Source organism: Propioniciclava sp., assembly GCF_047602245.1.
GTDB lineage: Bacteria > Actinomycetota > Actinomycetes > Propionibacteriales > Propionibacteriaceae > Propioniciclava.
On the sequence record NZ_JASGHT010000001.1, the window covers coordinates 1,256,257 to 1,271,141 of the forward strand.

General features: G+C 70.3%; 14 protein-coding genes. 2 read left to right on the forward strand and 12 right to left on the reverse strand.

Annotated features, from left to right (window positions below):
- Window positions 1-16: 16 nt before the first annotated feature.
- The 8 genes from QM708_RS06165 to QM708_RS06200 form a co-directional block, all read right to left on the reverse strand.
- Window positions 17-685: a SanA/YdcF family protein gene (locus QM708_RS06165; protein WP_415105501.1), complete on the reverse strand. Its 669-nt coding sequence runs from the start codon at window positions 683-685 to the stop codon at window positions 17-19.
- 150 nt (window positions 686-835) lie between these two features.
- Complete coding sequence (gene pgi, locus QM708_RS06170) at window positions 836-2,509, reverse strand: glucose-6-phosphate isomerase (protein WP_415111310.1); 1,674 nt, start codon at window positions 2,507-2,509, stop codon at window positions 836-838.
- 118 nt (window positions 2,510-2,627) lie between these two features.
- Window positions 2,628-3,329 (reverse strand): AroM family protein, encoded by a 702-nt coding sequence (locus QM708_RS06175; protein ID WP_415105504.1) that lies wholly within the window; start codon window positions 3,327-3,329, stop codon window positions 2,628-2,630.
- Window positions 3,326-4,615 (reverse strand): alpha/beta fold hydrolase, encoded by a 1,290-nt coding sequence (locus QM708_RS06180; RefSeq protein ID WP_415105507.1) that lies wholly within the window; start codon window positions 4,613-4,615, stop codon window positions 3,326-3,328. The genes QM708_RS06175 and QM708_RS06180 overlap by 4 nt, the downstream gene beginning before the upstream one ends.
- A gap of 1 nt (window position 4,616) precedes the next feature.
- Complete coding sequence (locus tag QM708_RS06185; protein WP_415105510.1) at window positions 4,617-5,684, reverse strand: hypothetical protein; 1,068 nt, start codon at window positions 5,682-5,684, stop codon at window positions 4,617-4,619.
- A 19-nt stretch (window positions 5,685-5,703) separates the two neighbouring features.
- Complete coding sequence (locus tag QM708_RS06190; RefSeq protein ID WP_415105513.1) at window positions 5,704-7,410, reverse strand: OPT/YSL family transporter; 1,707 nt, start codon at window positions 7,408-7,410, stop codon at window positions 5,704-5,706.
- Window positions 7,407-8,216: an IclR family transcriptional regulator gene (locus QM708_RS06195; RefSeq protein ID WP_415105516.1), complete on the reverse strand. Its 810-nt coding sequence runs from the start codon at window positions 8,214-8,216 to the stop codon at window positions 7,407-7,409. The genes QM708_RS06190 and QM708_RS06195 overlap by 4 nt, the downstream gene beginning before the upstream one ends.
- 142 nt (window positions 8,217-8,358) lie before the next feature.
- Window positions 8,359-9,318, reverse strand: a complete 960-nt coding sequence (locus tag QM708_RS06200) for a DUF1177 domain-containing protein (protein ID WP_415105519.1) — start codon at window positions 9,316-9,318, stop codon at window positions 8,359-8,361.
- A 54-nt stretch (window positions 9,319-9,372) separates the two neighbouring features.
- Between QM708_RS06200 and pepE the strand changes: the two genes are divergently transcribed.
- Window positions 9,373-10,074 (forward strand): dipeptidase PepE, encoded by a 702-nt coding sequence (gene pepE, locus QM708_RS06205; protein WP_415105522.1) that lies wholly within the window; start codon window positions 9,373-9,375, stop codon window positions 10,072-10,074.
- Window positions 10,075-10,155: 81 nt separating this feature from the next.
- Here pepE and QM708_RS06210 read toward each other — a convergent pair whose 3' ends face one another.
- From QM708_RS06210 to QM708_RS06225, 4 genes are all read right to left on the reverse strand, one after another.
- On the reverse strand, window positions 10,156-11,247 hold the full coding sequence (locus tag QM708_RS06210) for an SH3 domain-containing protein (RefSeq protein ID WP_415105525.1): 1,092 nt from the start codon (window positions 11,245-11,247) through the stop codon (window positions 10,156-10,158).
- 75 nt (window positions 11,248-11,322) lie between these two features.
- Window positions 11,323-11,958 (reverse strand): hypothetical protein, encoded by a 636-nt coding sequence (locus tag QM708_RS06215; RefSeq protein WP_415105528.1) that lies wholly within the window; start codon window positions 11,956-11,958, stop codon window positions 11,323-11,325.
- Window positions 11,955-12,530 (reverse strand): dCTP deaminase, encoded by a 576-nt coding sequence (dcd, locus tag QM708_RS06220; RefSeq protein WP_415105530.1) that lies wholly within the window; start codon window positions 12,528-12,530, stop codon window positions 11,955-11,957. Before dcd ends, QM708_RS06215 begins: the two co-directional genes overlap by 4 nt.
- 9 nt (window positions 12,531-12,539) lie before the next feature.
- The gene (locus QM708_RS06225; protein WP_415105533.1) at window positions 12,540-13,607 is read right to left on the reverse strand and encodes a CaiB/BaiF CoA transferase family protein; all 1,068 of its coding nucleotides are present in this window, start codon (window positions 13,605-13,607) and stop codon (window positions 12,540-12,542) included.
- 136 nt (window positions 13,608-13,743) lie between these two features.
- On the opposite strand from QM708_RS06225, the gene QM708_RS06230 reads away from it, so the two are divergent.
- Window positions 13,744-14,811, forward strand: coding sequence for a YihY/virulence factor BrkB family protein (locus QM708_RS06230; RefSeq protein WP_415105536.1), 1,068 nt, complete (start codon window positions 13,744-13,746; stop codon window positions 14,809-14,811).
- Window positions 14,812-14,885 lie beyond the last annotated feature (74 nt).

Consider the following 14,885-nt stretch of genomic DNA (forward strand, 5'->3'; position numbering starts at 1 on the left):
CGGGCCGGCCGTGATCTCAGCCGGACGCCAGCGCGCGGTGCACCGCGTCCGGATCACCTTCGAGGGAGGGCGCCGGCCGCGTGACCAGGTCGGCGACCATCTTGAGGTTGGCGCCGAGCTCGCGGCGAGAGAACTCGTCCCAGCGCTTCGAGGTGCGTTTGACCGACACGTCGCCGACGCCGACGGCGTCCACCCCGACCGCGCGGCAGGTCGCGACGGCACGGTGCAGGTGGTAGCGCTGGCTGACCAGCAGCGCGTCGGTGAGCCCGAACACCTCGCGGGCGCGGACGCAGGTGGCGTACGTGTCGAGGCCGTGCTCATCCTCGACGATCCGGGACGCCGGCACGCCCTGCGCGACGAGGTAGCGCTTCATGTTGCTGGCCTCGCGATTGTGCTCGGCCGAGTTGTCGCCCGAGACGATCAGCACCCGCGCCTTGCCGTCACGGTAGAGCTGGACGCCCAGGTCGAGGCGGGCCTTCAGGTACGGTGACGGGCGGCCCGAGGGGTACATCTCGGCACCAAAGATGATCGCCACATCCTTCGGCGGCGCCTGGGCCGCGGTCAGCACGCGATTGCGGGCCTGCCAGCGCGTCCACAACGCCGGGCCGCCGATCAGCAGTGCGCCCAGGAAAGCGACGCCCAGGATCAAGGCGAGGATGCGCAGGACGCGGCGACGGGTGATCACCCGTCCGAGCATAGGCGCACCCCGTCACCGCACCATCGTGCGGTGACGCGTGTCTCCGCGCCCTCCGTATGCCCGCCCCGGACGCGAGAACTCCGGGTTCGGGGCCACGACATCCGCCTCGGCCGGGAACCCGGAGTATCGCTCAGATCGTTAGGCGCGGTTCGCGCGGTAGTACTCGATGAGAGCCTTCGTCGACGGATCCTGGTCGGCCAAGGCCTCCTCGTCGCCGGCGATGGCCGGGGTGATCTGCTTGGCGAGCACCTTGCCGAGTTCGACACCCCACTGGTCGAAGGCGTTGATGCCCCACGCGGTCGCCTGGGTGAACGTGATGTGCTCGTACAGGGCGATCAACTGGCCCACGACGGACGGGGTGAGCGACGGCGCCATGATCGACGTCGTCGGGCGGTTACCCAAGAACACCTTCGCGCTGACGAGGTCTTCGGCGACGCCGTCGGCACGCACCTCGTCGGCGGTCTTGCCGAAGGCGAGCGCCTTGGTCTGGGCGAAGAAGTTCGCCAGGAACAGCTCGTGCACGTCCTGGCCGCCGTCCTGGATCGGGCGGTGCGGGGTCGCCACGGCGATGAAGTCGGCCGGGATCAACTGGGTGCCCTGGTGGATCAGCTGGTAGAAGGCGTGCTGGCCGTTGGTGCCCGGCTCACCCCAGAACACCTCACCGGTCTCGGTGGTGACCGGGGTGCCGTCCGCCTTGACGCCCTTGCCGTTGGACTCCATGGTGAGCTGCTGCAGGTAGGCAGCGAACCGGTGCAGGTACTGCGCGTACGGCAGCACGGCATGGCTGCCGGCCTTGAAGAAGTTCACGTACCAGACGTTGAGCAGGCCCATCAGGGCGGGCACGTTGTCGCGCCACGCAGTGGTGGCGAAGTGCTCATCGATGGTGTGGAAGCCCGCCAGGAAGTCGGCGAAGTTCTCGGGCCCGACCGCGACGGCGACGGCGGTGCCGACGGCCGAGTCCACCGAGTAGCGCCCGCCGACCCAGTCCCAGAAGCCGAAGGCGTTGGCCGGGTCGATGCCGAACTCGGCGACCTTGTCCAGGGCGGTCGACACCGCGACGAAGTGCTTGGCGATCGCGTCGGCCTGCGCGGCGTCCGAACCGTCGATGGCGCCCTGGGAGGCGAGCGCCTCCAGCAGCCAGGAGCGCGCCATTTTGGCGTTGGTGATCGTCTCCAAGGTGGTGAACGTCTTGGACGCCACGATGAACAGCGTCGTCTCGGGATCGAGGCCGGCGGTCTTCTCGTACACGTCGGTCGGGTCGATGTTGGAGACGAAGCGGCACTCCAGGCCGTCCTGCTTGTACGGCTTGAGCGCCTCGTAGACCATGACCGGCCCCAGGTCGGAGCCGCCGATGCCGATGTTCACCACGGTGGCGATCGGCTTGCCGGTGACGCCCTTCCACTCCCCCGAACGCACCTTGTTCGCGAACGCGTACACCGCGTCCAAGGTGGCATGCACATCGGCGACCACGTCCTGGCCGTCGACGGTGAGGCTGTCGGTGCGCGGACGCCGCAGCGCGGTGTGCAGCACCGCACGATCCTCGGTGTTGTTGATGTGGACGCCGGCGAACATCGCGTCGCGCTTGGCCGCGAGACCGATCTCGTCGGCGAGCGCGATCAGCGCGTCCAGAACGGCCGCGTCGATCAGGTTCTTGGACAGGTCCACATGCAGGTCGCCGGCCGTACGGGTGTACTCCGCGGCACGACCGGGGTTGGCGGCGAACCAGCCGCGCAGGTCGGGGGTGAAGGACTCGTGGAGTTCGGCGAGCCGCCTCCAGGCTTCGGTGGTGGTGACGTCACTCATGGTCGCCAGCCTAACGGCGCAGACCGGCCCTCGGGCCCGATTGCACCCGAGGGCCCGCACCGCGAGACCGATCCCTAACTAACAATTGGACGGGGTTCTACCTAACATCTGGACGGACTCAGCCGCTTCACAACAGGGATGCCAGCACGTGCGCGCCCAAGGTGCGCACCGTCACCACGGGCACCGGGGATCCGGACTCCGCGCAGGCGCGCCGGGCCGCGGAGGCGGCCTCGCGGCCGTAGCCGGCACAGTCGAGCACCACCAGATCGGAGGATGCCGCGAGCGAGGCCGCGGCGTGCGCGATCGCCTGGACCGAGTCGGTGTACGGGCTGGCCACGGCCGTCCCGCTCACCTGGGCGCCGGCGCGATCCCGCCACCGGACGACGGCCTCGTCGACCTGTTCGGCCAGCGGAGCCACCACCCCGAGACGGCGCCCGGGGAACCCGCTGAGCAGGCCCCGCATCGCGGCGCAGGCCAACGGTTCCAGGGTGAACAGCGGCCGGGCATGCGGGAACTCCGGGAAATGCGACCCGCAGATGATCAAGGTGGCGTCCGCGCCGTCGGCCTCGCCGCGCGCGATGGCGTCGGCGAGCAGGGGCTCCACCCCGGCATGGGTGAAGACCGCGTGGCTGCCGTCGCGCAAGCGCGAGGTGAGGACGCCTTCGGTCGCGCCCGCGGGCGGGGCGAGGGCGGCGATCGCGCCGGCGTCGAGCGGGTCCAGGGCCCCGTGCTCAACCAGGCGCACCCCCTCACCCAGGATCGCGGCGAGTTCGGGGGTCACGTCGACCCGCGGCGCCTGCCCGATGGTGATCACGGCCAATGTGCTCATCCGAGCGCCTCCTTCAGTCGCGCGTACAGCGCCTTGCCGTCGGCCCGGATCCCGTCGTGATGATGTTCCGCGCTCACCACCGGCCGTAGCCCATCGATCAGCGCGGCCGTCCGTTGCTGCGAGGCGAACGGGACGAACATGTCGGGGGTGTACATCGCCGCCGCCACCGGAACCCGGTTGCCGGCCAGCGCTTCGAGGTCATACAGCTCGCCCCAGTCCTCGACGTGCGCCAGCAGATCGGCCGCGCCTCGCAGCGGGACCAGCGCCGGATCCTGCTCGAACTGCCAGGGGAACATGTGCTCGCCCACGAAGCAGAACCGGTCGCCCAACTCCTGCGGCGGGGTGGCGAACACCTCGAACCGGTTCCGCACCCGGTGCGCCGCCCACGCGGTCGGGGGCAGGCCGGGGCGTCCGTAGATGGTCTCGTGCATGACGGCATACAGCGGGTTCTGCGCCATGCTGAGCCGGACGCCCCACTGGGCCAGGCTGTGCGCCTTCAGCCGCCGGGTGCCCCCGGCGACGGTGAAGGGATCCTCCAGCGCATAGTGCAGCGCGTCGAAGTCGGACGCCGTGCCGAGCCCGATGCCGAGCTTCTGGAACCGCTCCGGGGTGAGCCGCTCCCCGGTGGGCAGCCGTTCCTCGACGTCGGCCAGGTGCCGGGCGACCAGGCCGCACACCTCGCGGTCGCCCGGGTAGCGGGCGAAGAACTCGTCGTTGCGCCGCGCGGTGAGCGGGTAGGTCTCGGCATAGACGTCGTCGGCGGACGCCGTCCGGCCGTCCTCGGTGACCAGCGGGGGCAGCCCGGCGGTGATCATCACCCCGGCCAGCGAGGCGGGCGCCGTCGTCAGGTAGCGGGTGAGGATGAAGCCGCCGAAGGACTGCCCCAGCGCCCACCAGGTCTTCACCCCGAGCACCTCCCGGACCGCTTCGGCGTCCGCCACGATCGAGTCGGCGCGGAAGTGCCGCAGATACTCGGCCTGCTCGGACGCATCGAGCCCGGCCAGGCTCTGGGCGTCCGCGGGGGTGGAGCGTCCGGTGCCGCGCTGGTCGAGCAGCACCACCCGGTGCTCGTCGAGGGCGGCGTCCAGCCACCCCGAGACCGACTCCGGCCGCTGGGCCCGGTTGCCGGGCCCGCCCTGGAACCAGACCAGGTGCGGGGCGTCCTCACGCCCGTGCCTGACCAGTTCGCGGGCGAACACGGTGATCCTCCGGGGATCCTGCGCCCCCCAGACCAGCGGGACCTCGATGAGGTGTTCCCGGTGGTCGATGCCGTCGGCGCCGGCCATCTCAGTACCCGCTGACGCCCAGTTCGCGGCAGATCGCGACCAGATCGGGATGGACGTACTTGCCGTTCTCCTCGATCGCCACGCCGTCGCAGTAGATCGACGGCAGCACGTTGGAGCCGTCGGTGTGCGCCGCGGCCACCCACGGTTCGCCGCCGATCCAGGCGCCCTTGGTCCCGATGCCGAACTCGACGCAGCCGAAGACCCGCTCGTCCTCGACGATCCGGCCGGTGGAGCGGGTCACGCCCGGGTTGAAGCCGAGCGACCAGTGCGCCACCCGGTACATGTTCGGGTCGCCGTGGCTGGCCATCCAGTTGCGGTAGATCGCGGCGTCCGAACCCTGGCCGGAGATGTCGGTGACCACGCCGGACTCGACGGTGAGCGTGATCGGGTTCGCGATCAGGCCGTTCTCATCCGGCGGCCAGGCGGCTCCGTCGAACACGATGGTGCCGTTCTGGGTCTGCTCCAGCGGGTTGAAGGAGATCTGGCCGGCCAGCATCACCGACATGCCCGGCTTGTCGGCGGGGATGCCGCGCAGATGGATCGGGCGGTCGCCGCGCTCGGCGGAGATGTCCATGCCGTTGGCCGAGGTCATCCGGATCACGCTGGCGGATTCCAGCAGTTCGACCAGCCGGTTGCCCAGCCGGGTCACTCCGGCGTAGTCGACCCGGCCGACGGTGTCGACCAGCATCTGCACGTCCAGCCCGGTCAGGCAGGTGTAGCGGGTGCCGCGCTCCATGGCGGCGCGGAACGCGTTGCTGTGCATGATGTAGCCCAGTTGCAGCTCGATCCACACGTCCGCGCCGAGGGCGGCACCCGCCACCGGCTTGGGCGGCTCGATCGCCGAGGCGTACCGGGTTTCGTAGCGGACGATCACCGGGTGCGCGCCGACGCCGAGCGCCGCGCCGGCGAGCAGTTCGGCGACCCGCATGTCCGAGGAGGTGTCGGCGGTGATCAGGACGTCCTCGCCGGCCCGGACGCACATGATCTCCTCGATCAGCTTGCGGGCGGCGTTGAACGCCTCGAAGGACAGGTACTCGTTGCGGGACTCGACCCGGTTGGTGACTTCCATGGCTCCCTAGCTCCTTTGCTTACTTCACCTTGAAGAGATTGGCCGCGGACGCCAGCGCGTCGCCCGCGATGAATCCGGCGCCGACCAGGGAGAGGTTCTCCTCGGCCTGCTCGCCCTTCCAGCGGCGGACGGCGACGCGCACCAGCAGTGCGGCGAAGATCGCCCAGCAGGCGTTGGGGGCGCTGATCAGCAGGCCGGTGGCCAGCATGACGCCCATCTGCCGCTTCGGCCCGCCGAGGGCCTGGATGATCGCGCCCGGGATCGCCCAGGTCAGCATGTTCTGCAGGGTGTGCGGGTTGGTCAGGCCGGCCGCCACCGTGTCGGCGTACACCTTCGACACCGGCGGGATCTGGCCGTTCTCGAAGTAGGTCCGCCACAGCAGCAGCACGCAGACCGCGGCCACCACCAGGCCCAGCACGCTGCTCTTGAACTGTTCCCGCTTGCCCTGCAGGTCGTAGCGGGCGTAGTCGGGCTCGAAGGAGGCGTCCTTGCGCAGCAGCCAGCCGGCCTTCAGGTCGTAGCCCATGTCGGCGAACGCGGGCCCGGTCGCCGAGCAGTAGGCGACCAGCACGATCATCGGGATGTCGGGGAAGCCCATCAGCAGGCCGAGGACGAGGAAGATCAGGGTCACCGCGAAGGCCGGGAACCAGCCCGAGTGCATGGCGGCCAGGCCGACGATGATCTCGTGGACGAACGCGGCGACGGCCGCGAACAGCACCCAGAGGATCAGCATGCCGAGGCTCATCTCGCTGAGCAGGCCGGTGACCAGCGCCAGCGCCACCGCGCAGCCGAGGAACAGGCTGTAGCCGATCAGCAGGGTACGGCGCAGCGTCGAGGCGTCCACCGAGGTGGCGTAGGCCGGGTCGGCGCTGTGGTCCGCGCTCGCGCGCCCACCGGACGCCGCACCGACGGACGCCAGCCGGGCCTCGGCCACCTTCGCCTCCGCCTCGACCTTCTTCTTGGCCGCGCGGTCGGTGAACAGGAAGAAGGCCTGGATCAACGACACCACGCCGGCGCCCACCATCACGCCGTGCGGGATGAACTCGGCGTTGATGTTGAGGCTCTCCAGGCCGGGGACGAGGTTCACGTATTGGCGGGTCATCAGGCCCAGGCCCCACATCAGCAGCGCCCAGATGTTGCCGATCAGGGCGACGCCGGCCGCCGAGAACGGGAGCGCGAAGAAGAAGGTGCCCAAGCCTGCGACGATTGTCGAGCCGAACAGGATGACGGCATTGCGGCCGCCCTCGTCGCCCGCCTTGATCGTCTCCGCGGCGGCGACGCCGGGCGGCCACGGGTTGGTGGCCGGCAGGAACTGCGAGCCGAAGCAGCGGTACAGCACCCAGGCGTCCACCAGCAGGCCAAAGACCGCACCGAAGAAGATCGGCCAGATCAGGTCGACCCGGTTGAAGGCCCAGGCGACCGCGATCGGGGCGAGCAGCGCGTTCGCGGCGCCGAAGGTGGCCGACGAGATGGCGGTCTGGGCGAGGTTCTGCCGGTTCTTGTCGCGGAACCGGCCCAGGCCGAAGATGGCCACCCGGCCGAGCGCCATCGCCACCAGCGCGCCGATCACGGAGGTGTTGGCGCTGATGCCGAGGGTGGTGATCAGGCGGATGCCGATGAAGGCACCGACGATGGAGAGCAGCAGCGTCACCACGAAGGTGAGCGGCTCGAAGGCACGGGGATGGTTCAGGCCCCCTGAAGCGGGGGCTTGGGTGTCCGGGGTCATGAGCGTCCGATCGGATCGAGGTCGTGAGGAGCCGGGCGTGAGAGCACACCGCTGAGGTCGGCGGCGGCGGCCCGTACGAGGGCGAGGAGGTCGTCCACATGGTGATCGAGTGCGGGGGGCGGCCCCACCACACCCAGCGAGGCGATCACGGCGCCGTCCAGCAGAACCGGGGCGGAGATCGCCATCACGCGGGGATCGAATTCCCCGCGCGAGATCGAGTAGCCGTCCTCGCGGGCGGCGGCGTGCCGTGTGCGCAGGGTCGCGGCGTCCAGGACGCTCGCCTGATCCTGGTCCTGGTCGGCGACCAGGCGCTCGGCGATGCCGGGGTCGGGGTGGTGCGCGAACAGCAGATGCCCGTTCGCGCCGGCCGAGCCGGGGAACCAGCGACCCAACTCGGTGGCGAAGCGCAGGTCGCTCGGCCCGTCCGCGGAGGCCACCGTGCGGTAGCCCAGCCTGTCCATCACGCACACCACCACGGATTCGCGCGCGGCCCGGGCGAGTTCGTCGACGATCGGCTGGGCCGCCCGGGGCAGGACGCCCTGCCGTGCGGCCCGCTCCCCCAGCAGCACCAGGGTCGGGCCCAGGACGTAGCGGCGGGAGCGGGGCACCGACACCAGCAGCCCGCCCGCGGCCAGCGAGCTGAGCAGCCGGTGCACCTTCGACTTGTCCATGCCGAGTTCCTGGGCCAGATCGGTGACCCCCCGTTCCGGCATGGCGTCGGTGAAGGCCCCCAGCACCTCGATCGCGCTCGCGACGGTGCCCAGCCGCTGCCCTGAGGGCCGATCAGCCTGCGCAAATCCGCTCATCTGCCAACTTTCGTCAAATAGTGAGAAACGTTTCTCACTGTGTGATGTTGGTAGTGATCATGACCCCACGCCAGGGCTGTTGACAAGACTTTTCGCGGCGCCGTTTCAAACCCGTAACCGGGCCGCGACGGGCATTACCCGATCAGTTCTCCTCGGCCGGACCACCCACGCCGGGAGTCTGCAGGACGGCGAGCGAGCCATAGCGGCGCTGCAGTTCGTCCCATTCGGCGGCGTCGAAGAACTGCAGCCACCCCTCGCCGAAGGCCTTGGCGACCTCGATGCAGAAGCGTGCCGCCTCCTCGATATCGACCTCCCGCGAGGCCCCCGTCGCCGAGCCCGCGACCGCGGTCTGGGCGACCAGCGCCACCCCCACCACCGGGGCGTCCGTTGCGCAGGCGGGCTGCAGGATCGAGTTGAGGTGGTACAGGCCGTTGGAATACGGGGTGATGTCCTGGGTCGACAGCGGGAACACCTGGGCCGGGATGCCGCACACCGTCTCGTAGACGGCGATCAGGTCGGGCGCCACCGGCAGCAGGTAGCCCTGGCGGGCGGTGTTCGAGATCGCCATCCCGCGATGGTTGATCACCTTGTTGCCCTTGGTGGTGTCGACCGACAGGATCGCCTCCATCGCGGGCAGCACCTCATGGGCGTTGGCGGTGTCCATCGAGATGGGCGAATCCATGAACGGCACCGGCTCGTGCGGACGCGTCGGCGCACCCGGACAGATGTGGGTGGACACGATCACGTCGCCGGGCAGCCGGTCGCCGCGACGGGCCATGTCGATCAGTTTGGCCGCCACCGCCAGCGCCGTGCAGGCGCCGTCGCCGTCGGAGACATAGCCGATCCGCTCCGGACGGGCACCGATCCCGCCGAGGCGTCCGACCACCCCGAGGGTGCGAGCATCTCCACCCGCGTCGCGTCCGCGCATGCCCGGGATCAGCACCCGGACGAAGTCGGTGTGCCCGCGGTCGCCCGCCACCCGCTCCACTTCGAAACGCGCATCGAGCTGCGGCGCGAGCCCGCGCAGATGATCGACCACCGTCGCCCCGTCCACGGCCGGATCGTCGAGCAGATCATGGATGGCCAGTACCTGGCTGAGCATGGGAGCCTCCTGAGGGTCATGGATGACGAACGCCCGAGTTGGCAGGATGGGCGTATGCGTCTGATGTTGCTATCGAACAGCACCGCGCCCGGTCGCGGCTACCTGGAGCACGCCGCCGAACCGCTGGGCGATCTACTCACCGGAGTCCGCGAGCTCGCGTTCGTCCCGTTCGCACTGGCCGATCACGAGGGCTACACCGCCACGGTCGCGGCGGCTTTGGCGCGGTTCGGGGTCAGGGTGGCCGGGGCGCACACCGGCGAGCCGGCCCAGGTCGTCGGCCAGGCGGACGCGGTGTTCGTCGGCGGCGGCAACACCTTCCGCCTGGTGTCCGCGCTGTATCGCACCGGGCTGATCGAGGCGGTACCGGCGCTCGTGCGGGAGGGCATGCCTTACCTGGGGTCCTCGGCCGGAACCAACGTCGCCACGCCATCGCTGCGCACCACCAACGACATGCCGATCGTCGAGGTGCCCTCGTTCGCCACCTTCGGCCTGGTGCCGTTCCAGATCAACCCGCACTACCTCGACCCCGATCCCACCTCGACGCACCAGGGCGAGACGCGCGACGAGCGGCTGCGGCAGTACCTCGAAGAGAACGACGTCCCGGTGCTGGCGATGCGGGAGGGCACCTGGCTACGCCGCGACGGCGACAGCTTGAGCTTCGAGGGAGCCGATGCGGGCGGGCGGCTCTACCGCCAGGGCACGGACACCGTCGAGATCCCCGCGCCGACGGATGTGTCGTACCTCCTGAACGGCTAAAGCCCGGCGCATCGTTGCGGAGCACGGACGCACGAAGGCCCGCACCGGCTTCCCGGTGCGGGCCTTCGGCGACGGCTCAGCTCAGAGCTTGACCGAGACGTGCACGTGGTCGTAGTGGTTCTGGGTGATCGAACCGCGGTTCTCCATCGGGCGCCAGTACGGCTTGTACGGCGTCCAGATCTTCTGCTCGAAGATGACGTGGTCGATGCCGAACGCGGCGGCGTTCGCGGTCACGTAGTTGGCGACCGCCCAGCCCTTGGCCGAGTCCTTGCCCGGGGTCAGCATGAAGTCGATCGCGCCGCCGTACTGGTGGTTTGAGCGGGACGAGGCGCGGTAGCCGCCGATCGCGTTGAACGACCAGCGTGCGGTGACGGCGTTGTAGACGACCATCGCCTTCGGCTTGAGGCCGAGGACGGACTTGCCGGTGTAGTTCGTGGAGCCGTTGTAGCTCTCGGCCGGGGCGGACGGCGCCGCAGACTTGCCGCTGGAGGCCTTGGAACCGGACGTCTTGGAGCCGGAGGCCTTCGCGTTCGACGGGGCGGACTCCGCCTTCGCGGGCGCGGCCGCCTTCGGCTCCTCCTTCACCGGCGCGGCATCGCCGAGCTTGGAGTTGAGGATGTAGGCGATCTTGCCGTCGAAGCCGATCTGGCGGAAGTTGCCCTCGACCTTGTCGGTGATCCAGACCTTGTCGCCTTCCTTCACGCGACCGAGTTCGGTGGCGCTGCCCGAGGCCTGGGCGCGCACGACGAGGTCGCCCTGGGCGAACTTCACACCCGCAGGGGTACCGAAAGCGGAGGCCCACTCGCCGCCGACGAACTCCTCGGAGCCTTCGGCCGGCTCGGCGTCCGCCTCGGCCAGTTCGGTGGCCTCGCCGGTCGCCTCGGCGACCGGCTGCGGGTCGGCCAGCGTCCGGACGGTGTCGCGGCTGATCGTGTCATCGGTGCGCGCCGGCGCGGGCGCCGCGTCGGCCGGCTGCGAGGAGCCCAGGCTCACCGCGAAGGCGCCCGAGGTCGCCAGCAGGGCCACCGATGCCGCGACGGGCACGATCCGGGTGGCGAGCAGCTTGACGCGCGGCGACGCTCCTCGGCGCGGGGTGACCTGGAAGGCCTCCGCACGGGTCTCGGAAGCGGTGCTCTCGCTTGCGCGGTTCGAGCGGCGCGGTTCGTACATCATGTCTCCGTAGCTTTCGTCACACTGAGGACGACATCCAAAGTAGCTGAGATTTTCTCAGGGTCAAAATTCAGGGAGTCACCGGACACCGGAGACAAGCCCGCGGAAGGCCTCCGCCCGGCGCGCGATCTCGTCGAGCGAACCCTCGCGTTCGTCGCCGGCTTGCCTCAGGATCGCGTCCGATACGACGACGGCCTTGGCGCCCGCGTCGAGCCACATTGAGCACTGGTAGTGCTCGAGACGGCCGGCCACCACCAGGCCTGTCTCGGGGAACAGCGGCGGAAGCGTCCTGGCGTAGGACATCCCCAGCGCGTCCGAGGGGGTGACCAGCACCGTGCCGGCGCCCGCCCGGGCGAGCGCGGCGATCTCGGTCGGGGTGAGCGCCCCCGGGATCAGCGGAACCTCCCCCGCGGCCTCGGCCAGCGAAGGATCGCCGACGGCGGCCAGCAGGAACTGCGCCCCCACCTCGGCGGCACGACGGACGCCCGCGGCGTCCACCAGGCCGGTCACGCCAATCCGGGCGCGGCGCCCGAACAGGGCGAGCACCTCGGGCAGGCAGTCGATCAGCGACGGCGGGAGCGCCCAGGCGGACAGGCCCTCCTGCAGCAGCACTTCGGCGACCGCGACCCAGTCCTCGACGCCGGCCGCGGGCACCTCGACGACGACGCTGCGCCCGCCGAGCGCCGCCTCCAGCACGCCCCCCGCGCCCGTCACAGCGGCGTCCTGGTGAAATTCTCGTAGCTGCGCGACGCGGTCGGCCCGCGCTGCCCCTGGTAATGGGAGCCGCGTCCGCGCGCACCATAGGGGTGAAGGGCCGGCGAGCTGAGCTGGAAGAAGCACAGCTGACCGATCTTCATGCCCGGCCACAGCTTGATCGGCAGCGTGGCCACGTTCGACAGCTCCAAGGTGACGTGGCCGGTGAAGCCCGGGTCGACGAAGCCGGCGGTCGCGTGGGTGAGCAAGCCCAGGCGTCCGAGGCTGGACTTGCCCTCGACGCGGGCGGCGATGTCGTCGGGCAGCGTCAACTCCTCCAGCGTCGAGGCCAGCACGAACTCGCCCGGGTGCAGGATGAACGCCTCCTCGGCGTCCACCTCGACCAGCCGGGTCAGTTCGGGCTGCGGCTGCGACGGATCGATCGAGGGGTACTTGTGGTTGTCGAACAACCGGAAGTACCGGTCGAGCCGGATGTCGATGCTGGACGGTTGCATCATGGCGGCGTCGAACGGGTCGAGGCGGACGCGGCCCGCATCGATCTGCGCGGCGATGTCGCGGTCTGACAGAAGCACGCCAAAACCCTAGCGTCTGCCGGGTTCCGGCGGCGGCGCGGGCGTCCGCGAAAAACGCGGGGCCGGCGCGGGCTGCCAGATTCCGTCCACCTCCACCATCACCTGGCGGGCGGCGTTGTGCGCATCGTGACGCACCTCGCTCATTCGCAGCACCGGCTCCAGACAGGCGTCCGTGCCGCGGGCGGCGTCCGCCCAGTAGGCGCGCGGCCGGGACCCGATCGCGGCGCCGATCGCCGCGCGCAGTTCGGGCCAGCGCGCGCGGTCATGCTGGCCGGGCAGCGCGTCGGCGTCCAGTCCGAGCACGCGCAGCAGTTCGGCATAGAACTTCGGCTCCAGCGCGCCCACCGCCATCCATTCGCCGTCAGAGGTCTCGTAGCAGTCGTAGAAGGGCGCTCCCGAATCGACGAGGTTCACCCCCCGGCGGTTCTCGTCCCACAGCCCGCGCTGCGCGAAGCCGTGGAAGGCCGTCGCCAGCAGCGCCGCGCCGTCGACGATGGCGGCGTCCACCACCTGACCGCGCCCGGAGGTATGCCGCTCGTGCAGCGCCGCCAGGACGCCGAAGGCCAGCATCATCGCTCCCCCGCCCAGGTCGCCCACGTACGCGAGCGGGACCGTGGGCGGCTGGCCGGCCCGGCCGAGTGTCGACAGGGTTCCGGACGCCGCGACGAAGTTCAGGTCGTGCCCGGCCAGCGCGGACTTCGGGCCGGTCTGGCCCCACCCGGTCACCCGGCCGTAGATCAGCCGTGGATTGAGGGCCAAGGCGTCCTCGGGACCGATGCCGAGCCGTTCGGCGACACCGGGCCGGTTGCCCTCGATCAGGATGTCCGCGTCCGCGATCAACGCCAGCGCGGCCGTCAGGCCTTCGGGCGACTTGAGGTCGATCTCGACGCTGCGCCGGTTGCGGTGCAGCGCGTCCGCCGCGCGATCGCCGATCGGCCCCACCGCCGGGACGCCGCCGGGCCGGTCCACGTGCACCACCTCCGCGCCGTGGTCGGCCAGCATCATCGCCACGAACGGCCCCGGACCGATCGTGCCGAACTCGACCACCCGCACACCCGCCAGCGCACCCTCGCTCATGACGCCCATCTCAGCAGATCAGGCCCACCTCGTGCCCGGCGGCTGGCACGATCTGCTGACGGCCTGCGCGGATGCGGGCGATACTGGGGTTCTTGTTGCCGCTGTCGGCGGCCCACCGCGGAGAGGGGGTGCACGGGTGCGAGCCGAAGAAGAGGCCACCGTGTTCAAGCTCCGGGCCGCCCCCGCGCCCGACGACCCCGCGAAGGTGCGCTGGCCATGGCAGCTGAGCGCATCCTCGTGGCGTTACCTGCTGCGCCGCGGCTGGTCGGAGTTCTGGTACCGCCAGGTGCTCGACCATGCCGGCAACCTGGCCTACATGTCGATGCAGTCGCTGTTCCCGGCCCTGCTGGCCGTCATCACCGTGCTGACGATGATCGGCCAGGGCCCGGCGGCCGTCCAGTGGATCATCGAACTGCTCGAAGCCACGGCCCCGCCGCCGATCGTGAGCCTGATGCGCGAGCCGCTGAACAACCTGGTCCATCTGCAGGACCTGGGCATCGTCCTCGGCATCGCGGTGGCCGTCTCACTGTGGGGCGCCTCCGGGTACATCAGCGCCTTCGGCCGGTCCAGCAACGCGCTCTACCAGGTGGTCGAGGGACGCCCGTTTTGGAAGGTGATTCCCTACTACCTGCTGCTCACCGTCTCGCTGGTGGCCTTCGGCGTCCTGCTCATGCTGAGCGTGCTGCTCTCGGCGGGGCTGTGGGACACCCTGCTGGCCCTGGTCGAGGTCGACGACGCGCTGCTGCAGGATCTGCGGCAGGCGCGCTGGCCGGTCCTGGTGGTCGTCGCGCTGGTGCTCATCCTGGTGCTCTACCGTGCCACCCCGAACGTGCGGCCGCCGAAGCTGCGCTGGACGATGCCCGGCGCGCTGCTGGCGATGGTGCTGCTGGTGCTCGCGGTGTGGGGACTCTCGTTGTGGGTGCAGGTCTTCGGACGGCTGCCGGCCGCCTACGGCGTGGTCGGCTCGGTCATCATCATGCTGCTCAGCCTGTGGGTGATGAACATCATCCTGCTGATCGGCGTCCTGCTGAACGCCGAGGTTGAGCGCGCCCGTCTGCTGCAGGCCGGCTTCGCCGCCGAAATCGAACTGCTCGTGCGCCCGCGCAGCACCCAGATGATCCATGCGCGTGCCGCTGAGGAAGGCATGCTGGCCCGCTGGGGCGCGGCGATCCGGGCCGAGCACGCCTTCGACGACGACTGGTAACGGAGGCCGCCGGCCCCACCGCGCCCGGCGACGAGATGACGGCGGGGCGGAGCACCAGGAACGTCCATCATGGG